Below are 21,480 nucleotides of genomic sequence, written 5' to 3'. Positions count from 1 at the left end.
GCACTCCGCGGACCGACCCACGCCCACCGAATCACACCATTCGCAGCCGGATCAAGAAATTTTCCGGTATCGCCGAAACACCGGCAGGGGCACACCACATGGCGGTCCAGCTCTTCAGGACCGGGTCATGTTCGATGTGCCACCCCGGGGTCTGTTCGAGTGCCGCGAGCTGTGGCGCTTCCAGGTCGGGCAGTCTCGCCCGCAGCCGCTGCGCGGCACCGACGCGAACACCTCGGCCACGAACGCGGCCCCGCGCCGGGACATGCCACGACACGCCGCGAGCAGCGTTTGCCGCGGGCGTTTCCGCACCGGCCGCTGCACGGACTGGTCGTTGCCAGCTCACCCGGTGAGCAGCGCGCACGAGCGCAGCCTGCTCGCGACTCAGAGGCGGGAAGCCCGCCACGCGCTCGGCGGCAGCAGCGCGGATCTCGGCGCGGTCCCCGGCATCGGATCGGCCGCCTACTCCGAACCCAGTCGCTGCCGTGCGGCGGGGTGCCCGAAGAGGCCCGGGAGGCCACCCGAGTGCAAGAAGACCGTGGTCTCGCCTGGGCGGATCGTGCCGTCCTTCACGGCCGCGACGAGGCCGGCCATCGCACGCCCCGTGTAGGTGGGATCCAGGACGATCCCCTCCGTCCGGGCTGCCAGGTGGATCGCGCCGGCTGTTGTCTGCGACAGGAGGCCGTACCCGTCGCCGAGCTGGTCGTCGCGAATGCGCAGCTGCTCTTCGGCGACGGGTACGCCGCTCGCTTCGGACGCCATCCGCGCGACGGCGCTTCGCGGGTCACGCATCGCGCCCGTGTCGACGCCGAGTACCCGGTCGGCGCCGAGGGCAGCGACCAGGCCGGCCATCGTGCCGCCCGAGCCGACTGCGCAGACCACGGTCCGCACTGCCGGGAGCTGTCCGTCGATCTCGTGCCCGGCCTCGACGTACCCGATGGCGCCCAGCGCGCTGGAGCCACCGAACGGGATCACGTACGGTGTGCCGCCGCCATCTCGGATCTCCTCTGCGACCTGAGCGACCAACTCGTCCGGTGATGTGTCTCCCGCCCAGTGGATCCGGGCCCCGAACAATGCGTCCAAGAGCACGTTGCCCTGGCGTGACCCGTCGTCCGTGCCGCCCAGCACGAGGACTGCCCGGAGGCCGAGCCGGGCCGCCGCCGCGGCGGTCAACCGTGCGTGATTGCTCTGTGGTGCGCCCGTGGTGACGAGTGTGTCCGCTCCCCGGGCGATCGCCTCGCCCACTGTCCACTCGAGCTTGCGGATCTTGTTGCCGCCCGCCCCCAAGCCCGTCAGGTCGTCCCGCTTGATCCACAGGTCGGACCTGCCGAGTCCGAGCGCGGACGCAAGCCTGGGCGCGGGCTCGATCGGGGTCGGCCAGTACCCGAGCCTGACGCGAGTCCCCCTGCGCGTCGCATCGTCCATGCCCGTCATCCTTTCAGGCTCACAAGCCGCCCCGGCCTGTCACGGTCGTGAGGCGAGAAGCGTCTGGGTGACCTCGGCGTCGATCACCTGCTGGCCGGCGTTGATCAGCGCCTGGGTGAGCACGGCTCCGGGGAGCACGCTGTTCACGGTGATTCCGCGGTGCCCGATCTCTCGCACGACCTCTTCGGCGTCGGCGCGTTCCGGCGGACAGTAGTTGACGACCACGCTCGCCGGCGAGGCGCTCCGCGATGGAGCGTCCGATTCCTCGTGATGCCCCCGGTGACGAGCGCCACTTTGCCGTGCAGTGTCATGTGTTGTCTTCGATCAGGGGATTGCCCCCGCTTGTCGTCGGACACGGATGCGTCCGACGAGGTGTGTCGCGGGCATGTGCCCGCGGTTGGCCGTGGCCCGGCGGGCTGCGGGGAGGTCAGCCGAGCAGTTCTCGGACGCGGGGGACGACCTCGGTGCCGTAGAGGCGGATGTTGTTCAGGAGCCGCTCGTGACTGAGAGCACCCATCGCGTACTTGAGGTCGAATCGGTTCGCGCCGAGCGCGGTCATGTTCGCGGCGATCTTCCGGGCCACCGTCTCGGGCGAACCGACGTACAGAGCACCGTTGGGGCCGATCTCGTGAAGGAAGCTCTCCTTGGAGGGGACGGCGAACCCGCGTGTCCTGCTGACGTGGCGGATCACGTCGAGGTAGTTCGGCCAGAACTCGTCGATGGCTTGCTCGTCGGTTGCGGCGACATGGCCGGGAGAGTGGATGCCGACCGGGCGTGGGGGGTGCCCGAGCTGGGCGAGGGCTTGCTGGAAGAGGCTCGCGAACGGTGCGAAGCGGGCGGGCGGGCCGCCGATGATGGCGAGCATCAGGTTGAACCCGTAGTGGGCGGCCCGCACGACGGATTGCGGGCTGCCGCCGACGCCGATCCACACCGGGAAGGGACCGTCTTCGAGGTAGGGAACGACGTCCTGGCCGTGCAGCGGTGTGCGGGTCGTCCCGGACCAGGTGACGGGCGGGCCCTTGACGAGCTCGGCGAAGAGGTTGATCTTCTCCTCGAAGAGCACCTCGTAGTCGGCGAGGTCGAAGCCGAACAACGGGAAGGAGTCGACGCTGGATCCGCGTCCGAGGATGACCTCGGCGCGCCCGTTCGACAGGGCGTTGAGGGTGGAGTAGCGCTGGAAGACGCGGATCGGGTCGTCGGAGCTGAGCACGGTCACGGCGGATCCGAGCCGGATCTGCGAGGTGCGCGAGGCGATCGCGCCGAGGACGACGTCGCCGGCAGGCATGGGGAAGTCGGGTGTGTGGTGCTCGCCGATGCCGAAGTAGTGCACGCCGACCTCGTCGGCGAGCACAGCCTGCTCGACAAGGTCCCGGATGGTCTGCGCGTGCGAGAGCGGTGTGCCTTCCTCGTCACTGGTCCGGTCACCGAACGTGTCGAGCCCGAACTCCAGCGGGAAGTCGCTGGCTGGATCGCTCGGGGTCTCGGATGTGCTCATCGTGGGATTCCTTGTCGTCGTACGGATGATGGCGGAGGCGCTACCAGGGTCAGGCGGTGGCTCTGGCGCGCACGGCACGCTCGAAGTCGTGGTGGTCGAGGCGGGCCCCGAAAACGGGACCGCCGGGTTGGAACGCGCGGCCGGCCCGTAGCGTGTCGAGGGTGACCGGGTCGTAGCCGAGGCGGTCCACGATGGCGGCGACCAGTTCCACGGCGGCCGGGTCGTCGCCTGCGACACCGAGGGCGCGGCGGTCGTGTGCGCCGACGGGTCGGCGGTCTTCCTCCAGCTCGTGGTAGCCGATGTGGTTGAAGGTCTTGACCACGGTCGAGGCAGGCAGATGGCGCTGCACGATCTCGCTGCTGCTGAGTGCGGTGTCCTCGAACAGGGTCTGCACGCCATCGGTCGGCGCCCAGTAGTTCATGTTGTCGATCACGATCTTGCCTGCCACGAGGGCAGGGTCGAAGGTCGCGAACCTGTGCAACGGGATGGCGAGGACGACGAGTTCCGCCTCTGCGGCCGCCTCAGCGTCCCATCGCGGGGTCACGCCCGGCATCACGATGCTCGCGATCAGCTCAAGTTCCGCCGGGTCGCCGGAGGCGGCGACGGAGACCTCGTACCCGGCGTCCACCATGACCCGCCCGAGGGCGGAGCCCACGCGGCCGGCGCCGAGGATCGCGATCTGCGTGCCGCGGGGGCTGAGCGCGCTCACGACGACTTCGGGCGCGCGATGGAGTGTGACTCCAAAGCGGCAAGGTGGGTCTGGACGGACGCCAGGACGCCGCCGAGCTCGTCGAGCTGCTGCTCGGACAGAGCGTCGGCGAAGTAGTGTTTCACGGCCCGCAGATGGGGCGCCGATGCGCGGCGGAACGAGGCCATTCCTTCCTCGGTGATCGCGATGATGGCACCGCGGTTGTCGGTCAGGCACTCCTCGCGGCGGATGAGACCACGGCGCCCCATGCGCCCCAGGTGATGCGAGAGGCGACTGCGCTGCCAGTCGATCGTGTCGGCCAGCTCGGAGGAGCGCAGCGAGCGCCCTTCCGCCTCGCTGAGGGCAAGCATCACCGCGTAGTCGCCCGGGGAGACATCGACCTCTTGAAGCTGGGCCGTCAACAACCGTCGCAGCTCGGTCGTGGTGTCCATGAGCGAGCGCCACACCGAGAGCTCCTTGCTCGTCAGACGGCGTCTCGCTTGGGCCTGATCGGGGTCCTGGACGTTCATGCTCACCTCACTTGATTGACACATCAATTATGTGCATGCACGATTGACATGTCAATCAGAAGGAGGTGGGGCATGGCGAAGGCTCAGGACACGCACCCGATCGTGATCGGGATCGACAGCTTCGGAGACATCACGTCCGACGATGCGGGGCGTCCGTTCGATCAGCCGGAGAACATCCGGGCGCTCGTCGAGGAGGGCGTGCTCGCCGACGAGTCGGGGCTGGACTTCTTCGGTCTCGGCGAGCATCACATCGAGGAGATGCCGCTGTCCGCGCCGGATCTCGTGCTCGCGACGGTAGCCGCCCGGACCTCCCGAATCCGGTTGGGCTCGGCGGTGACGGTACTCAGCTCCGACGACCCGGTGCGCGTGTTCCAGCGCTACGCCACCCTCGACGCGCTCTCGAACGGTCGGGCCGAGGTGATCCTCGGGCGCGGGTCGAGCAAAGAGTCCTTCCCGCTGTTCGGATTCGACCTGGCCGACTACGAGCGTCTGTTCGAGGAGAAGCTCGAGCTGTTCGCGGCGCTGCGTTCAGAGCAGCCGGTCACCTGGTCGGGAACGACGCGCGCGCCCCTACCGGGCCTGCCGGTGTTCCCGCGGACGGCGTCCGGGGCTCTGCCGACGTGGGTCGGGGTCGGGGGCAGCCCCTCGTCGGTGGCCCGCGCGGCGCGCTACGGGTTCAACCTCATGCTCGCGATCATCGGTGGCAACCCCGCCCGTATGACACGTCTCGCCGAGCTGTTCCGCCAGTCCATCACCCAGTTCGGCTTCGGCTCCCGACCGATCGGCGTGCACTCGCCCGGGCACGTCGCCGCAACCGACGAGCAAGCCGTCGAGGAGTTCTGGCCCTTCTACGAGACGTTCATGCTTGAGGCCCGCTACCAGCGGGGCTTCCCGCCGATCACCCGCGAGCTCTACGAGCACGAGCTGGAGTACGGCTCGCTCTACGTCGGCTCGCCCGAGACCGTCGCCCGCAGGATCGCCAAGACGATGCGGCTGCTCGGCGCGACCCGTTTCGACCTCAAGTACGGCATGGGACCGATGCCGCACTCCCAGATCATGGAGAACATCCGCCTCTTCGGCACCGAGGTCGCCCCGCTGATCCGCGGGCACCTCGCCCACGGTGACACCGCCCACCGACGGCAGGACGCCCGCGCCGGCGTGCCTGCCGAGCGATCAACCCCGACCACCTAGAAGGGCACTCGACCACGAACCGCATCGTCCTGAGCACCTCCGCCACGCTCGTCACGACGAACGACCCCGTCCGCATCGCCGAGGAGTACGCGATGCTCCAGCACCTGTCGAAGGGCCGCACCTACTGCGGGTCGGAACCAGGCGCGTAACCGTGCGAGGAAACGCCCCGCTGCTCGCCGCTGGTTCGTTCCGCTCTTGATGCGACGGCCCGAGATCGATGGTCACTTCTGGGCGACCGCGAAGACCCTGCGGAAGGGGAAGACCGTGCCGTGCGGCCCGCGCGGATAGGCCTCGCGGAGCGGGGCGGCGCAGTCGGCGAGGAAGGCGGCGGCCTCGGCGGGATCCAGGCGGTCGAGCATCGGGCGCAGGGCGGTGCCGGTGATCCAGGCGAGCACGGCGTCGTCGCCGGGGAGGACGTGGAGGTAGGTGGTCTCCCACGCGTCCACCCGGCAGCCCAGGCCGGTGAGCAGGTCGAGGTACGCGGCCGGGTCGTCGACCGGGGAGGGACGGACCAGGTCGCCCAGCCGGTGGCGCCACTTCGTACGGCACAGCTCGCGGACCAGGGCGTGGCTGGGGGCGTCGAAGTTGCCCGGGACCTGGAAGGCGAGCCAGCCGCCGGGGGCGAGGGCCTCCACCCAGCGCGGCAGCAGCTCGCGGTGCTCGGGCACCCACTGCAGGACGGCGTTGGACACGATCACGTCGACCGGGCGCCCGGGGCGCCAGCGCGTGACGTCGTCGACGGAGAAGCTCAGCGAGCCGCCCGCGGGGGCCTTCTCGATCATGGCGGGCGAGGAGTCGAACCCGTGGACGCGGGCGCCGGGCCAGCGTCTGGCGAGCTCGGCGGTGAGTTCGCCGGTGCCGCAGCCCGCGTCGATCACGTGGCCGGGGCGCTCCGCGGCTATCCTGGAAACAAGATCGAAGAATGGCCGCGACCTCTCGTCGGCGTAGCGGCCGTAGACCAGGGGATCCCACATATCTCTTGACATCAAGATAATTGATATCCGGCAAGATATCTCGATGTCAAGACAGATAGACTCGCGACATGACCCTGCACCACGCGGACCACGGCTCCGGGCGTCCGTCCGTCGCGAAGGACGAGACCGTGGCGGCCGACGCGCTCGACAGGGACGAGGTCGACCTGCTGGTCGCCGCCTGGCGTCAGGAACGCCCCGACCTCGACGTGGAGCCGCTCCAGGTGCTCAGCCGGGTCTCCCGGCTGGCCCGCCACCTCGACCGCGCCCGCCGGGCCTCCTTCGCCGAGCACGGCCTGGAGACCTGGGAGTTCGACGTGCTCACCGCCCTGCGCCGGGCCGGGGAGCCGTACGAGATGAGCCCGGGAGCCCTGCTCCGCGCGACGCTGGTGACGTCGGGGACGATGACCAACCGGATCGACCGCCTGGCCGCGGCCGGGCTGGTCAGGCGGCGCCCCGACCCCGAGGACCGGCGTGGTGTCCTGGTCTCCCTGACCGACGCCGGGCGGACGCGGGTGGACGGCGCCTTCGCCGACCTGCTGCGCCGCGAGCGCGATCTCCTGTCGAGCCTGGGAAAACGCGAACAGCAGGCCCTTTCGGGCCTGCTGCGCACGCTGCTCGTCCCTTTTGACGCCACCGACACCGGAGTGCGCTGACCCTTCATGCCCTCCAGGGAAGATCCAAACCTGGACCTTCCGTACTTCCGGGGCGGATCCGGAGAGCGGGGCCTACTCGCCCAGGCGGTCGGCCAGCTCCAGCCACTCGCCCTCGATCGACTCCTTCTCCGCGAGGATCTCCTTCAGCTGCGCGTCGAGCGAGGCCAGCCGCTCGTAGTCGGCGGCGGAGTCGGCCATGGACGCGTGCAGCTTCGCCTCGCGGCCACTCAGCTTGTCGAGCTGGCGCTCCATCCGGGAGAGCTCCTTGCGAAGGTCACGCTCGTCCTTCGCGGACAGGCCGGGGCCCGTCTCCTTAGCGCCGGCGGACGAGGTCGCCGAGGCCGTGCCGGACACCGCGCCGGACGCCGCCCGCGCGGACAGGGCCGCTCCCGAGGCGCGCCGGGCGAGGTATTCGTCCACGCCGCCGGGGAGCATCGACAGCTTGCGGTCGCCGAGCAGGGCGACGGTCCTGTCGGTGACCCGCTCCAGGAAGTAGCGGTCGTGGCTGACCAGGATCAGCGTGCCCGGCCAGCCGTCGAGCAGGTCCTCCAGCTCGTTGAGCGTCTCGATGTCGAGGTCGTTGGTCGGCTCGTCGAGCAGCAGCACGTTGGGGTCGTCCATGAGGAGGCGGAGCAGCTGCAGGCGGCGCCGCTCGCCACCGGACAGGTCGCCGACGACCTTCCACTGCGCGTCGCCCTTGAAGCCGAGGCGCTCCAGCAGCTGGGAGGCGGTCCACTCCTTCTTGCCGACCTGGATGAACTTGCGCACCTCCTCGACGGTCTCCAGCACCCGGCGCTCCGGGTCGAGCTCGCCCAGCTCCTGCGACAGGTGCGCCAGGCGGACCGTCTTGCCGCGTACGAGCCTGCCCGAGTCGGGGTGCACCGTACCGGCGAGCAGGCGGAGCAGCGAGGACTTGCCCGACCCGTTCACACCGATCAGGCCGACCCGGTCACCGGGGCCGAACTGCCAGGTCGAGTGGTCGAGGACCATCGGGCCCTGGCCCGGCCCTCCGGCGTGCAGGGTGACGTCCTCAAGGTCGTAGACCGTGCGGCCCAGCCGGGCCGCGGCGAACTTGACCAGCTCGACGCTCTCCCTGGCGGGAGGCTCGTCGGCGATCAGCGCCTGGGCGGCGTCGATGCGGAACTTGGGCTTGGACGTGCGCGCGGGCGGGCCCCGGCGGAGCCAGGCGATCTCCTTGCGCATCAGGTTCTGGCGGCGGGCCTCGGTGGAGGCGGCGACCCGGGCGCGCTCGGCCTTGGCCAGCACGTACGCGGCGTACCCGCCCTCGTAGCGCTCGACCGTGCCGTCCACGACCTCCCACGTCCTGGTGGAGACCGCGTCCAGGAACCACCGGTCGTGGGTCACGACCACCAGCGCGGTCCTGCGGCCCGCCAGGTGCCTGGCCAGCCAGTCGATGGCCTCGATGTCGAGGTGGTTGGTGGGCTCGTCCAGGATGATCAGGTCGTGCTCGTCGATGAGCAGCTTGGCCAGGGCCGTGCGGCGCCGCTCACCGCCCGACAGGCTTCCGGCGAGCGCCGTCAGGTCGATGTCGCCGAGCAGGCTGGCGAGGATCTCGCGGATGCCCGCGTCGCCCGCCCACTCGTGCTCGGACCTGTCACCGAGGACGATCTCGCTCACCGAGCGAGCCGGGTCGAGATCGTCGCCCTGCGACAGCGACCCCACCTGGAGCCCCCTGTTGTGGGTGACCCGTCCGGTGTTGGGCTTGAGGTCGCCGGCTATCACCGAGATGAGGGTGGTCTTGCCGCCGCCGTTGCGGCCGACCACGCCGATGCGGTCGCCCACCTCGATGCCGAGGGAGACGTCGCTGAGCAGGGGCTTGGGACCGTAGGAGTGGGAGACCGACTCAAGATTGACCAGATTCATCGCCACACAAGCGTATCCGCTCCCGGCCGGCGCGACCCCCACCGGGAAGGCGGCCTTCGCCCGTGCGCCCTCGCCGGGAAGCGCCCCCGGAAAACGTCCCCGGGAAACCCCGCCCATGCGACGGCCCGGCCCCGGCCGCGCGGCCCCCGGGACCACGGCACGCCGGGACCCCGGGGCCGCGACCGGGACGGAGGCGGCTACACGATCACGGGACCGGGGACGGGGCCGTGGGCGGTGATGACGTCACGCGCCACCCCGGCGTCCTTCAGGAAGGCCGCCAGCTCGCCCGCGTGGGCCTCGGAGCGGGCGAGGAAGGCGCAGGTGGGCCCGGAGCCGGAGACCAGTGAGCCGAGGGCCCCGTGGTCGCGGCCGGCGTCCAGGGTGCGGGCCAGGGATCCGCGCAGCATCACGGCGGCGGGCTGCAGGTCGTTGCAGAGCTCGGCGCCGAGGGTCTGCGCGTCCCCCTCGCGGAGCGCGGCCAGCAGCGGCTCGGCGGCCCGGGGCCAGGCGACCCGCTCGCCGAGCGCCTGGCGGAGGCGGTCACACTCGGCGTAGACGGTGGCCGTGGACAGGCCGCCGTCGGCGAGCGCGAACACCCAGTGGAAGGTGCCCGCGACCTCCAGCGGGGTCAGCCGCTCGCCCCTGCCGGTGCCGACGGCCGTACCGCCGAGCAGCGCGAACGGGACGTCGCTGCCGATGTCGGCGGCGATCTCCATCAGGTCCTCGAGCGGCAGGCCGAGGCCCCACAGCTCGTTGCAGGCGACCAGGGCCGCGGCGGCGTCGGCGCTGCCGCCCGCCATGCCGCCCGCCACCGGGATCGACTTGCGGATGAGCAGGTTCACGCCGTACGAGCGGCCCGCGTGCCCGGCCAGCGCGAGAGCGGCCTTGATCGCGAGGTTCTCGCGGTCTTCCGGCACCTGGTCGGCGGACTCGCCCTCCACCCGGACGCTCATCCCGGTCTTCGCGGTGGCCGTGACCTCGTCGAAGATCGAGACGGCGTGGAAGACATTGACGAGGTCGTGGTAGCCGTCATCCCGCAGCGGCCCGACGGCAAGCTGCAGGTTGACCTTCGCGGGCACGCGGACGGTCACGGAGTTCATGCGTCCCTCATCGGGGCTCGCTCACTGGTCACGACCTCAGATCGTAACGGGCTCCCTCCGCCGCGCACGCAAACGGACCGGCGAATCACGCTACGCACCGCTTTCGGCCGTACGGTGCTCGGCGATCCGCGCGAAGTCCTCGACGGTGAGCTGCTCACCGCGCTCGGAGGGGTCGATCCCCGCGGCCCGCAGCGCCCGCTCGGCGGCGGGGGCCGTACCCGCCCAGGAGGCGAGGGCGGCGCGAAGGGTCTTGCGGCGCTGGGCGAAGGCGGCGTCCACCACCGCGAAGACCTCCTCGCGGGTGGCCACGGTCGTGGGCGGTTCTCGCCGGACCATCGCGACCAGGCCGGAGTCGACGTTGGGAACCGGCCAGAAGACCGTACGGCCGACGGGGCCGGCCCTGCGGACGTCGGCGTACCAGGCGGCCTTGACCGAGGGGATGCCGTACACCTTGGAACCGGGGCCGGCGGCCAGCCGGTCGGCGACCTCGGCCTGCACCATGATCAGGACTTTGTTCAGCGACGGCTGCGTCTCCAGCAGGTGCAGCACCACCGGCACGGACACGTTGTAGGGAAGGTTCGCGACCAGCGCGGTCGGCCTCTCGTCCGGCAGGTCCGCGGGCAGGACGCGCATGGCGTCGGCGAGCACCACGGTGAGACGGCCGGCGAGTTCGGGGGCGTGCTCGGCCACGGTCAGCGGCAGCTGGGCGGCGAGAACGGGGTCGATCTCCACGGCGATCACGCGGCGGACCTCGGGAAGCAGCGCGAGGGTGAGCGAGCCCAGCCCGGGACCGACCTCGATGACGACGTCGTCCGGCTCGAGCCCGGCCACCCGCACGATCTTGCGGACGGTGCCCCCGTCGATCACGAAGTTCTGGCCGAGCTTCTTCGTGGGACGAATGTTGAGCCTGTCCGCCAAAATACGTATTTCCGCTGGACCAAGAAGGTTCATGCTGGTTCCCCGCACGGCGGCTCGGACCCGGTACCTACCGGCCCGCTGTGGTCTTTGACTCGTTTGCCTCGATTACTCAAGGTTGTTCTCCCATGCCATCCGACCAGTTTCCCGCACCGAAGACGATGCAAAGACGCCTGATGAAGCGCGAGGGGTTCCGTTGTGGATAACGTTGCCGTACGGGGGCCCAACGGTGAGAAGGGGAATCTTCCCGGTGAAGAGGACGTGAACCAGCCCGGTGTCGAGGGGCTGCGACCCGCCGACCCCGAGCAGATCGGGAGTTACCGCCTGCTCGGACGTCTCGGCGAGGGCGGGATGGGAACCGTTTACCTGGCGCTGGCGCCGACGGGACGGCCGGTCGCGCTCAAGGTGGTGAAGGCGGAGTTCGCGATCGAGGACGGCTTCGCGGCGAGGTTCCACACGGAGGTCGAGAACGCGCGGCGGGTGGCCTCGTTCTGCACCGCCCAGGTGCTGGACAACGGCAACGACGACGACGGCCGCCCGTACATGGTCACCGAGTACATCGCGGGCACGCCGCTGTCCCGCCAGATCATCGAGCACGGCGCCCTGGAGCAGGGAACCCTGCACGGCGTGGCCCTGGGGGTGGCGGCGGCGCTGGCCGCGATCCACGTCGCCGGGCTGGTGCACCGGGATCTCAAGCCCGCCAACGTGATCCTGTCCATGTCGGGCCCCCGCGTGATCGACTTCGGCATCGCCAGGGCCCTCGACTCCACGCACAGCTTCACCCGCTCGGGCGAGGTGCTGGGCAGCCCCGGCTGGTGGGCCCCCGAGCAGGTCCGCGGCCTGGAGATCACTCCGGCCGCCGACGTCTTCGCGTGGGGGTGCATGGTCGCGTACGCGGGCAACGGCCGCCACCCCTACGGGCGGGGCGACATGATGACCATGGCCACCCGGCTGCTCACCACCCCGCCCGACCTGGGCGCGCTTCCCGCCCCGCTCAACGACCTGGTCCGCCGCGCGACCGAGATGGACCCCTACCAGCGGCCCAGCGCCCAGGACCTGCTGATCGCCCTGGTCGGCGGCGGGATCGCGGCACCGGCCGCCCCGGCTCCCATACGGGCCGACCCGCCCACGCTGATCGCCACCGACCTGCTGAACGAGTCGTGGGAGCCGCCCGCCAACGTGGAGCCCGACTCCACCCAGACCCTCAGCGCGCTGAACCTGGAGTCGGGGTTCGCCGACCCGGCCACGGCACCGACGCCGATCCCCGGCCCGATCCCCGGCTGGGACCCGGCGGGCCCGCCCTCGGTACCGGCCCCGTCCGCCCCCGGGGCGGCCTTCACCTCCGCGCCCCCCGAGACCCCTGGGACTCCGGCCCCTTCGGCGTCCGGCCCGTCCACGACACCGGCGGCCTCCGAACCCCGCACGGCACCGGCGCCCCTCACGGCGCCGACCGTGCCACCGGGAACACCGGGAACACCAGGGCCGTCAGGCTCCCTGACGGCCCCGGAACGGACCCCGCCGCCGAATCCGCTCCCGTACCCCATGCGGGCCGAGCCCACGACATCGCCGTCGCGCCCGTTCACGACCCCTCTCCCGGTCCAGCCGTCCGGCCGGGCACCGGATATCGCGCCGGGCCGGATACCGGCTCAGACGCGAGACCAGGCAGCGGAGCAGGCACAGGGGGCGCAGCGTCAGACGCAGGGGCAGGCGCCGGGTCAGGTGCCCACCCTGCCCCCGGCGCCCCCGGCGGGATTCCAAACCCCGCCCGGATCAGACGCGCCGGACACGGGGGGTTCGGCGCCCCGGCGCCGCTGGCTGTTCGCCGGGCTGGCCGTGCTCGCGGCACTGGCCGTCACGGTCGTCGTCCTGATGAACACCGGCGGAGGAAACGCGAACGGCCAGGGACAGGCGCGGCCCGGCAACACCGCCGAGGCCGGCGACCTCGCCGGTACCGGCGCCACCGACGTGGGCCGCACGATCACGACCGGCTCCTTCATCGAGGACCCTCGGCTGATCATCCCCAGGACCCCGACCTGCGGGCTCACCTCCTACGGGAACGCCACCCCGGCACGCGGCCGGTTCTGCGCGGTCCCGTTGACGCTGATCAACACCGGCGGGGAGCTGGTCCAGCTCGGTGACGGCACCGCGATCACCCTGACCGACGATCGCGGCGCGACGCACACCCCCGAGCGGGTGTCGACGACCCTTCCCCCCGCCCTGCCCCCGGGGACGAAAGCCGAGGCCGTCCTGGTCTTCGACCTGCCCCCGGCTCGCAGGCCCGCCAAACTGACCGGCGTGGTGATCAAGGGAGGCAGGAACATCGAGGTGAGGTTGTCATGAGGCTGCTGCTCTCCCTCGCGGCGACGGCCGCGATCGTCCTCCCCTCGACCGGGTCCGCCGAGGCGCTCACCGCGCCCGCCCGGATCCTCTCGGCCGGGTCCGGCGCCGCCTCCGCCGCCTCGCCCGCCGACTGCACCGGGGCGGGCGTGAGCGACTTCGACGGCGACGGCCTGGAGGACTCCGCGGTCGGCGACCCGCTCGCCAACCCCGGCGGGCTGACCGGAGCGGGGGCCGTCCACGTGCTCTTCGGCCGGGGAGAGAGCGGCGAGGCCGTGACCGTCCCCGAGACGAAGGCGGGCGACGGCTTCGGCTGGTCGGTGCGGCTGGCCAAGGTCGACGGCGACGGCTGCGCGGACCTGCTCGTCGGCGCCCCGTACGCGGACGTGGCGGGCCGTGCGGACGCGGGTGCGGTCTACGTGGTCTACGGCGGCCCCGGGGGCAGGACGGCCCGCCTGGTCGCCCCGGAGCCCGAGGCCGACGCCCACTTCGGCTGGTCCCTGACCTTCGGAGGGACGATGGTGGCGGTCGGAGCCCCGCACGAGAACGCCGAGGGTACGGCCGACTCCGGCGCTGTCTACCTCTTCGGCACCCCGGCCCTCGGGACGGGCCGGCGGATCTCGCAGGAGACCGAGGGCGTGACGGGCAACGGCGAGGTCGGCGACATGTTCGGCTGGTCGCTGGCGATCGGCAGGCTCGGCGGAACCTCGCAGGAGCCGGATCTCGCGGTCGGGGTGCCGTACGAGAACGACGACGGGGCGGGGCGCCAGGTCGGCGCGGGAAAGCTCGATTCCGGGTCGATCGCGGTGATCTACGACGTGCGCGAGCCCAAGGACGAGTACGGGAGCAGGAAATGGGACCTCCGCGAGGTGGCCGAGTCCGAGGAGGGCGACCGGTTCGGCTACGCGATGGCCTACGCCGAGCAGGGTGACGTCGGCTACCTCGCGGTGAGCGCCCCGCTCGGCGACGGCGGGCCAGTGAAGGACTCCGGCCTCGTCCAGCTGTTCCAGGCCTCCGGCACCCAGGTGATCACCCCCATCGCCACCTTCCACCAGGGCCAGGAGGGGGCACCGGGCGAGGGCTACGGATTCTCGCTGGCGTTCACCGGCGAGGGAGGCCAGGGAGAGGTCAGGCTCGCCGTGGGCGTGCCCTTCGACGGCCCCGGCGGGCAGGGCGGCGTACGGCTGCTCACGATCGGCGAGCAGGGGGCGGGCAGGCTGGTCACCCAGAGCACGGCGGGTGACCACTTCGGCTGGTCGGTCGGGTTCAGCGGCAACCGGCTGGTCGTCGGGGCGCCCGACAGGGGAGGCGCGGGAGCGGTCGTCCTGCTGGGCCGCAACGACACCGAGGGCATCCCGCTCTCGCCGGGCACCGGGAAGATCCCGGCCCTCGAAGGCGCCGCCTCCGCCGACTTCGGCACGGCCGTGGGCTGAGGCTCCCGGCTCCGGTCCCGCCATGGGCCGGGGCCGCCGGCTTCGGCGCCGCCGGCCGCCATGGGCCCGAGACCGTCGGCTCCGGCGCCGCCGTGAGCTGAGATGCCCGGCTCCGGTCCCGCCTCGGGCCGGGGCCCACGGGTTCCGGCCGCGCCGGACCCGGGCCCCGGTCACCAGGAGCCGAAGACGGTCTCCCCGTTGGCGCTGACGGCGGCGGCGAGCTCTGCGAGGTCGGTCTCCTTGACCTCGGCGACGCAGCGCAGCGTGAGCGGTATGAGGTAGGGCGCGTTCGGCTTGCCCCGGTGGGGGGTGGGCGGCAGGTAGGGCGCGTCGGTCTCGACGAGGATCAGTTCCTTCGGCGCGACCCGCGCGGCCTCACGGAGGTAGGCGGCGTTCTTGTAGGTGACCGGACCAGAAAATGACATGAAATATCCGGCACTTACACACTTTTTCGCCATCTCGGCGTCACCGGAGAAGCTGTGGAACACCACGACCTCGGGGGCGCCCTCCTCGGCCAGCACGCGCAGCACGTCGTCGTGGGCCTCGCGGTCGTGGATCACCAGGGCCTTGCCGGTCCGCTTGGCGATCTCGATGTGCGCGCGGAAGCTGGCGTGCTGGTCGTCCTTCGACGCCCAGTCGCGGTAGTAGTCGAGCCCGGTCTCCCCCACCGCCCTGACGTGCGGCAGGCGGGCCAGCCGCTCGATCTCGGCGAGGGTCTCCGGCGTCGAGGCGTGCGCCTCGTTGGGGTGGATGGCCACTCCGGCGTAGACGTCCGCGTGGAGGGCGGCCGTCTCGGCGTTCCAGCGCGAGGACGGCAGGTCGTAGCCGATCGTGACGAGCCGCGTCACGCCGACGGCGCGGGCCTCGTCGAGGATGCCCTCGACGCTCGCCCGAGCCGCCTGCGCGGCCTGGGCCACCGGATCGCCGGAGGAGGCCTGGCGGTTGCCCACCATGATGTCCAGGTGGCAGTGGCTGTCGAACACCTCTGCTGGCAGGGGCTTGGGCGCGGCGGGAAGCTTCGGCGTGCTCACGGCGTCCAACCTATCGAGAGGCCGGCACGGCTCGCGCCCGGCACGGGCGCGAGCCGCGAGACCCGGCCTACTCGGCCAGGCGGGCCAGCTCCTGCTCGACGATCTTCGGGTCGAGCTTCACGAACAGCGGGGTCGGCGGGGCCAGCGGGAAGCCCACCCGGATCGGGAACGACTCCCAGCGCGCGGCGCCCTCGTAGGAGCCGGTGATGATCGGGTAGGTCCGGCCGTCGTCGTCGGTGACCTCCTGGATCTCCGGCATGCCCGACCAGACGCCGGTGCCGCCGAGCATCGCGTAGATCTTGTTGGAGGAGTTGGGCAGGACCGGCGTCAGCAGCGTCTTGGCGTCGTCCACGACCTGCAGGGCGACGTGCAGGATGGTCTTCACCCGCGCGGGGTCGTCCTTGATCTTCCAGGGCTCCTGCTCGGCCAGGTATCTGTTGGCCTCGCGGATGACCTCGAACGCCTCGTTCGTCGCGTTCTTGAACCGGCAGTGCTCGAACTCGGCGGCGGCCTTGGGGAAGGCCGCCCGGCTGCGCTCCAGCATGGCGCGGTCGGCGTCGGTGAGCTCGCCCGCCTCGGGGATGACCCCGAAGTTCTTGGCGGCCATCGAGATCGAGCGGTTCACCAGGTTGCCCCAGGCCGCCACCAGCTCGCCGTTGTTGCGGTTGAGGAACTCCGACCAGGTGAAGTCGGTGTCCTGGTTCTCCGGGCCCGCCACGGCGATGTAGTAGCGCAGCGCGTCGGCGTCGTAGCGCTCCAGGAAGTCGCGCACGTAGATGACCACCGAGCGGGAGGAGGAGAACTTGCGTCCCTCCATCGTCAGGAACTCGCTGGAGACGACCTCGGAGGGCAGGTTCAGCGCGCCGAGGGAGCCCGGCTCGCCGTCACGGGCGCCCTGGCCGTTGTAGCCGAGCAGCATCGCCGGCCAGATCTCCGCGTGGAAGACGATGTTGTCCTTGCCCATGAAGTAGTAGCCGAGGGCCTTGGGGTCCTGCCACCACTGACGCCAGGCCTCGGGGTCGCCGGAGCGGCGGGCCCACTCGATGGAGGCGCTGAGATAGCCGATGACCGCGTCGAACCAGACGTAGAGCCGCTTGTTGGCCTGGTCGCTCCAGCCCTCCAGCGGGATCGGCACGCCCCAGTCGAGGTCGCGGCTGATCGCGCGGGGGTGCATGTCGCCGAGCATGTTGAGGGCGAACTTCAGCACGTTGGGTCGCCAGTCGCCCTCCTTGGAGCTCAGCCACGACGCCAGGACCTCGGCGAACGCGGGCAGGTCGAGCATGAAGTGCTCGGTCTCCGCGAAGATCGGCGTCTCACCGTTGACCTTGCTCACCGGATCGATCAGCTGGATCGGGTCGAGCTGGTTGCCGCAGTTGTCGCACTGGTCGCCGCGGGCGCTCTCGTAACCGCAGATCGGGCAGGTGCCCTCGATGTAGCGGTCGGGCAGGGTGCGCCCGGTGGAGGGCGAGATGGCGCCCATCGTGGTCTGGGGGAAGATATAGCCGTTGGCGTGGAGTCCCTTGAAGATCTCCTGCGTGACCGCGTAGTGGTTTTCCGTGGTGGTCCGGGTGAACAGGTCGTAGGAGAGCCCCAGCGCCTGGAGATCCTCGACGATCACCCTGTTGTAGCGGTCGGCGAGCTCGCGGGCGGTGAGGCCCTCCTTGTCGGCCTGTACCTGGATCGGGGTGCCGTGCTCGTCGGTCCCGCTGACCATGAGGACCTTGTTGCCCGCCATCCGCTGGTAGCGGCTGAAGACGTCGGACGGCACGCCGAATCCGGATACGTGCCCGATATGGCGAGGGCCGTTGGCATAGGGCCAGGCGACCGCGGTCAGGATGTGCTGGGACATGGTGCAAGCCTAAGGGACGCGGCCTCGGGTCTTGGTGCTGTCTCGCTTCTCCGGCACCTTCCGCTTCTCCCGAGCCGCCGCGGGGCTCACGGCAGCTGCGGCGACACCGGTGTGGCACCGCCCGCGGGAGTGTCCGCCGGGTCGCCCGCGGCGGCGCGGCTGACGGCCTCGGCGGCCTCCTCGGCGGCGGAGGCGGCCACGTCGATGGGCGTCTCCTTGGTACGGCGGATGCCGAGGATGCTGATGAACAGCGCCGCGAAAATTGTCTGGAAACTCACGATCAGCGCGGTGGCCGAGGGCACGACGAGGCGCAGCGACTCCGACGGGATCAGCGGGCCGAAGCTGCGCGTCTGCCAGTGGACCAGCGAGGCGACCAGGCCGCCCAGACCGCCCAGGGCCAGCAGGCCGCCGACGATCAGGCCCTTCTCCAGGCTCACGATGTCGACGAGCTTGCGCACCCTCCTGTCTTCCGGCAGGAAGCCCTCCTCAGCCGCGTACACCTTGGTGAACAGGGCGAACAGGGACGCCTGGAAGCCGATCACCACCATGGCCGAGGCTCCGACCAGGGTGTCGACGTCGAAGGCGAGCTTGCCGATGTAAACGGGGCCGAAGGTCAGGGCGGCGCCCGCGACCAGGCCGAGCGTCATCAGGACCAGGCCGGGGATGAAGAACAGCCAGCGCGGGCTGTAGAGCATCAGGAAGCGCAGGTGGCGCCAGCCGTCACGCCAGGACCGCAGGTGCGGCGGGCGGGAGCGGCCGTCGGGCGACAGCGTGGTGGGCACCTCGCGCACGTCCAGCCCGGACAGGGTCGAGCGGACCACCATCTCGCTGGCGAACTCCATGCCGCCGGTCTGCAGGCCGAGCTTGAGGATGGAGTCGCGCCGGAAGCCGCGTAGGCCGCAGTGGAAGTCGCCGATCGCGCTGGGGAAGAACAGGCGCCCGATGAAGGAGAGCACCGGGTTGCCCAGGTAGCGGTGGAGCGGGGGCATGGCGCCCGGCGCGATGCCGCCCTTGAACCGGTTGCCCATCACCAGGTCCGCACCGTCACGGAGCTGCTCGACGAACGGCAGCAGGGCGGTGAAGTCGTAGGAGTCGTCCGCGTCGCCCATGATGACGTAGCGGCCGCGCGCGGCGCGGATGCCGCCCATCAGCGCGTTGCCGTACCCCTTGGCGTCGACGTGCACGACCCGGGCGCCGGCCTCGCGGGCGAGTTGCTGTGAGCCGTCCGTGCTGCCGTTGTCGGCGATCAGGACTTCCCCGTCGATCCCGTGCTCCCGCATGCACGCGAGTGCCTTGCGTACGCAGGTTTCCACGGTCTCCGCCTCGTTCAAACAAGGCATGACCACGGTCAGTTCCACGTCTCAACCCTTCACTCACTGCACAAGCCGATCTAACCATGATGCCCTCTACAGTCCCCTGCCCGGGTCAACTCCCCGAAACGGCTGGCATCCTGTAATGCATGGTGACCGTCGCCGACCGCCCTCGCCTGGACGCGCCTCCGCCCGACCGGGTCACTCGCCTGCGGGCGTTCCTCTACCGGCATCGCCTCTTCGTGGCCGCCCTCGCGCTGGCTTTCCTGCTGCGTGTGGTCACCATGCTCGGGTACGGCCCGGCCCAGTGGTTCAACGACTCCTACGAGTACGTCTCCGGGGCGGTGAACCCCGACCGGCCCAGTGCCCTGCGGCCGAACGGTTACTCCTTCCTGCTCCTGCTGCTGAGGCCGCTGCACAGCTTCGGCCTGGTGGCCTTCGTCCAGCACCTGATGGGCCTGGGCGTCGCGGTGCTCATCTACTCCCTGCTGCGCGGCAGGTTCCGGCTGCCCGGCTGGGGGGCGACGCTGGCCGCGCTGCCGGTGCTGTTCGACGCCTACCAGGTCCAGCTCGAACATTTGATCATGTCGGACGCGATGTTCATGCTGCTGGTCGTGGGCGTGATCACGCTGGTGCTCTGGCACCGGCGGATGTCCTGGAGGCTCGGCGCGGTGATCGGGCTGCTGCTCGCCCTCACCGCGCTCACCCGGTCGATCGGCCTGCCGATCCTCGTGCTGGTCGTGATCTACCTGATGGTCAAGCGCACGGCCTGGAAGACGATCGCGGCCATGGTGGTCGCGTGCGCGCTTCCCGTGACCGGGTACATGGCCTGGTTCGCGTCCGCGCACGGCAACTTCGCGATGACCAACAGCGACGGCGCGATCCTCTACATGCGGACGGCGCTGTTCGCCGACTGCCGGAAAATGAAGATCGACCCTCGTGAGGAGCTGGAGCTGGCGCTGCTGTGCATCAGCGCGCCGCCGGGCCAGCGCGGCTTCTCCGGGCAGAAATACCTCTGGTGGGCGCAGAACGGCCAGCGCTTCCACGCCTTCGGGGTGGGCAGCACGTTCACCCCCGAGACGAACAAGACCGCGGGCGCGTTCGCCCAGCGGGCCATCCTGTCCCAGCCGCTCGACTATCTCGGCCTCGTGGCCGGTGACTTCTTCCGCGCCTTCCACTGGGGCCGGCCGCGCTTCCCCGACTTCAACACCTACCGGCAGTACGAGTTCCTGCCGGAGACCAAGGTCCTTCCCGCCTGGACCTCGTACCGGGGCAGCACCGATACCGACGCGCAGAAGTACGAGCCGGGCCTGCGGACCGCGCAGATCCAGGGCAAGCTGCGCGTGATCGGCACCGACGTCATCGACCCGTGGGCCGGTTTCATGCAGGCCTACCAGCGGGTCGTCCGGCTGCCGGGCATCGTGCTCGGCGTGCTGCTGCTGATCGGGCTGGCCGGGGTGGCGGTGCGCTGGCGCAGGCTGGGAGGGCCGGTGCTGCTTCCGTGGCTGGCCGCGTTCGGCCTCATCCTGGCCCCGGCGGCGACGGCCGAGTTCGACTACCGCTACCTGCTGCCCGCGGTGCCGCTGGCGTGCATGGCGGCGGCGATCTCGTTGCGCCACGGGTTCTCCGGGCCCGCCACGGCCGTCACGGCCGGCGACGTCGCCTCGGGTCCCGTCGAGGGCGGCTCCGTCGAGGGCGGCTCCGTCGAGAGCGGTCCCGCCGCGGCCGGCCCGGTCGCGATCGGCCCCGCCGCGCCGCCGGCGACCGCGCCGCCCGCCGTCACGGGCGGCTCCATCACGACCACCCCCATCACCACACCGGCTCCCGTCACCCCGGATCCCGTCACACCCAGCTCCGGAACAGCATCCGCGCCCACCACTGGGAGTGCGGGATGAGCTCGGCGACCAGCACCGGGTAGAGCCATCCGAGATTGATCAGCGCGAGGAGCGTGAAGGCCCCGACGACCGCGGCTCCCAGCGCCCTGCGGTTGGGCTCGGCGTCCGCCCGCCCGATGATCAGCCCGGCCGCCAGGGTCAGTGCGAGGATCATGAAGGGGAGCATCGTGATCGCGTAGAAGAGGTACATCGTCCGGTTGTCGGCGATGGCGTAGTAGAACCAGGGGAGCCAGCCGGCGGCGTAGGCGAGGAGCACGGCCCCGGCGCGCCAGTCGCGGGTGGCGACGTACCAGGCGATCATGGCGATGAGGGCGGCCAGGCCGCCGTACCAGATGACCGGGGTGCCCACCCCGAGCACCGCCTCGGCGCAGCTGTCGGCGCCGCACCCGGTCTTGTCGGCCGGGTAGTGGAACGCCACCGGACGCAGCAGCAGCGGCCAGGTCCAGGGGTCGGACTGGTAGGTGTGCCCGGCGCTCAGCCCGGTGTGGAAGCCGAGCACCTGCATCTGGTAGCTCAGCCACGACCGGAGCGAGTCGAAGACGAAGAACCCGGGGCCCTGCGAGGTCGCCTGGACCCAGTTGCGGCCCCAGCCCAGCGGCGAGGCGAACCAGCCGGCCCAGGAGACGACGTAGGTGACCGCGGGCAGCAGGCCCATCGCCAGTGCGACGCCGGTCAGGTCCCTGTTCAGCGCCCCCACGTACGGCCTGCGCAGGCCGATCGCCCTGCGGGCGCCCGCGTCCCAGACCAGGGACATCACCGCGAAGGCGACCAGG

Annotated in this window: 17 protein-coding genes and 2 pseudogenes; 6 read left to right on the top strand and 13 right to left on the bottom strand. The window is 71.0% G+C overall.

Annotation, left to right across the window (positions count from 1 at the left end; genetic code table 11):
- Positions 1-459 precede the first annotated feature (459 nt).
- From ACSDR0_RS03815 to ACSDR0_RS03795, 5 genes are all read right to left on the bottom strand, one after another.
- Positions 460-1,422 (bottom strand): D-cysteine desulfhydrase family protein, encoded by a 963-nt coding sequence (locus ACSDR0_RS03815; protein WP_435287311.1) that lies wholly within the window; start codon positions 1,420-1,422, stop codon positions 460-462.
- A gap of 39 nt (positions 1,423-1,461) precedes the next feature.
- A complete protein-coding gene (locus ACSDR0_RS03810) occupies positions 1,462-1,647 on the bottom strand; it encodes a hypothetical protein (protein WP_435287310.1) in 186 nt (61 codons plus the stop codon).
- 202 nt (positions 1,648-1,849) lie between these two features.
- Complete coding sequence (locus tag ACSDR0_RS03805; protein ID WP_435287309.1) at positions 1,850-2,917, bottom strand: LLM class flavin-dependent oxidoreductase; 1,068 nt, start codon at positions 2,915-2,917, stop codon at positions 1,850-1,852.
- Between the two features lie 49 nt (positions 2,918-2,966).
- Positions 2,967-3,626: an NADPH-dependent F420 reductase gene (locus ACSDR0_RS03800; protein WP_435287308.1), complete on the bottom strand. Its 660-nt coding sequence runs from the start codon at positions 3,624-3,626 to the stop codon at positions 2,967-2,969.
- Positions 3,623-4,135 carry a MarR family winged helix-turn-helix transcriptional regulator gene (locus tag ACSDR0_RS03795; RefSeq protein ID WP_435287307.1) on the bottom strand — a complete coding sequence of 171 codons (513 nt, stop codon included), beginning with the start codon at positions 4,133-4,135 and terminating at the stop codon, positions 3,623-3,625. Before ACSDR0_RS03795 ends, ACSDR0_RS03800 begins: the two co-directional genes overlap by 4 nt.
- A 72-nt stretch (positions 4,136-4,207) precedes the next feature.
- Between ACSDR0_RS03795 and ACSDR0_RS03790 the strand changes: the two genes are divergently transcribed.
- The gene (locus ACSDR0_RS03790) at positions 4,208-5,326 is read left to right on the top strand and encodes an LLM class flavin-dependent oxidoreductase (RefSeq protein ID WP_435287306.1); all 1,119 of its coding nucleotides are present in this window, start codon (positions 4,208-4,210) and stop codon (positions 5,324-5,326) included.
- Between the two features lie 14 nt (positions 5,327-5,340).
- A pseudogene (locus tag ACSDR0_RS03785) lies at positions 5,341-5,445 on the top strand (LLM class flavin-dependent oxidoreductase); the annotation flags it as partial.
- Positions 5,446-5,547: 102 nt separating this feature from the next.
- On the opposite strand, the gene ACSDR0_RS03780 reads toward ACSDR0_RS03785, so the two are convergent.
- Entirely contained in the window at positions 5,548-6,312 is a 765-nt protein-coding gene (locus ACSDR0_RS03780; RefSeq protein ID WP_435287305.1) for a trans-aconitate 2-methyltransferase, read from the bottom strand.
- Positions 6,313-6,368: 56 nt separating this feature from the next.
- On the opposite strand from ACSDR0_RS03780, the gene ACSDR0_RS03775 reads away from it, so the two are divergent.
- Positions 6,369-6,953 carry a MarR family winged helix-turn-helix transcriptional regulator gene (locus tag ACSDR0_RS03775; protein ID WP_435287304.1) on the top strand — a complete coding sequence of 195 codons (585 nt, stop codon included), beginning with the start codon at positions 6,369-6,371 and terminating at the stop codon, positions 6,951-6,953.
- 72 nt (positions 6,954-7,025) lie between these two features.
- Here the strand turns inward: ACSDR0_RS03775 and ACSDR0_RS03770 are convergent, their stop codons facing one another.
- The 3 genes from ACSDR0_RS03770 to rsmA all read right to left on the bottom strand — a co-directional run bounded on the left by ACSDR0_RS03770 (position 7,026) and on the right by rsmA (position 10,888).
- Positions 7,026-8,837 (bottom strand): ABC-F family ATP-binding cassette domain-containing protein, encoded by a 1,812-nt coding sequence (locus ACSDR0_RS03770; RefSeq protein WP_435287303.1) that lies wholly within the window; start codon positions 8,835-8,837, stop codon positions 7,026-7,028.
- Between the two features lie 197 nt (positions 8,838-9,034).
- Positions 9,035-9,937 (bottom strand): 4-(cytidine 5'-diphospho)-2-C-methyl-D-erythritol kinase, encoded by a 903-nt coding sequence (locus tag ACSDR0_RS03765; protein WP_435287302.1) that lies wholly within the window; start codon positions 9,935-9,937, stop codon positions 9,035-9,037.
- A 90-nt stretch (positions 9,938-10,027) separates the two neighbouring features.
- Complete coding sequence (gene rsmA / locus ACSDR0_RS03760) at positions 10,028-10,888, bottom strand: 16S rRNA (adenine(1518)-N(6)/adenine(1519)-N(6))-dimethyltransferase RsmA (protein WP_435287301.1); 861 nt, start codon at positions 10,886-10,888, stop codon at positions 10,028-10,030.
- 225 nt (positions 10,889-11,113) lie between these two features.
- On the opposite strand from rsmA, the gene ACSDR0_RS03755 reads away from it, so the two are divergent.
- Together ACSDR0_RS03755 and ACSDR0_RS03750 are read left to right on the top strand one after the other, a co-directional pair.
- The gene (locus ACSDR0_RS03755; RefSeq protein ID WP_435287300.1) at positions 11,114-13,192 is read left to right on the top strand and encodes a protein kinase domain-containing protein; all 2,079 of its coding nucleotides are present in this window, start codon (positions 11,114-11,116) and stop codon (positions 13,190-13,192) included.
- On the top strand, positions 13,189-14,622 hold the full coding sequence (locus ACSDR0_RS03750) for a hypothetical protein (RefSeq protein ID WP_435287299.1): 1,434 nt from the start codon (positions 13,189-13,191) through the stop codon (positions 14,620-14,622). Before ACSDR0_RS03755 ends, ACSDR0_RS03750 begins: the two co-directional genes overlap by 4 nt.
- 170 nt (positions 14,623-14,792) lie before the next feature.
- Here the strand turns inward: ACSDR0_RS03750 and ACSDR0_RS03745 are convergent, their stop codons facing one another.
- The 3 genes from ACSDR0_RS03745 to ACSDR0_RS03735 form a co-directional block, all read right to left on the bottom strand.
- Positions 14,793-15,653, bottom strand: coding sequence for a TatD family hydrolase (locus ACSDR0_RS03745; protein ID WP_435287298.1), 861 nt, complete (start codon positions 15,651-15,653; stop codon positions 14,793-14,795).
- A gap of 67 nt (positions 15,654-15,720) precedes the next feature.
- Complete coding sequence (gene metG, locus ACSDR0_RS03740; protein WP_435287297.1) at positions 15,721-17,502, bottom strand: methionine--tRNA ligase; 1,782 nt, start codon at positions 17,500-17,502, stop codon at positions 15,721-15,723.
- Positions 17,503-17,588: 86 nt separating this feature from the next.
- Positions 17,589-18,860 carry a glycosyltransferase gene (locus ACSDR0_RS03735; protein ID WP_435287296.1) on the bottom strand — a complete coding sequence of 424 codons (1,272 nt, stop codon included), beginning with the start codon at positions 18,858-18,860 and terminating at the stop codon, positions 17,589-17,591.
- Between the two features lie 101 nt (positions 18,861-18,961).
- On the opposite strand from ACSDR0_RS03735, the gene ACSDR0_RS03730 reads away from it, so the two are divergent.
- The gene (locus ACSDR0_RS03730; RefSeq protein WP_435287295.1) at positions 18,962-20,707 is read left to right on the top strand and encodes a hypothetical protein; all 1,746 of its coding nucleotides are present in this window, start codon (positions 18,962-18,964) and stop codon (positions 20,705-20,707) included.
- On the opposite strand, the pseudogene ACSDR0_RS03725 reads toward ACSDR0_RS03730, so the two are convergent.
- Positions 20,655-21,480, bottom strand: a pseudogene (locus ACSDR0_RS03725) (phospholipid carrier-dependent glycosyltransferase); the annotation flags it as partial. The gene ACSDR0_RS03730 and the pseudogene ACSDR0_RS03725 sit on opposite strands and share 53 nt — an antisense overlap.

The sequence above is a fragment of the Streptosporangium sp. G11 genome (genome assembly GCF_051192615.1).
Classification (GTDB): domain Bacteria; phylum Actinomycetota; class Actinomycetes; order Streptosporangiales; family Streptosporangiaceae; genus Streptosporangium.
The sequence above is the reverse complement of the archived record's forward strand: the minus strand, read 5'-3'. Positions and strand labels throughout refer to the sequence as shown.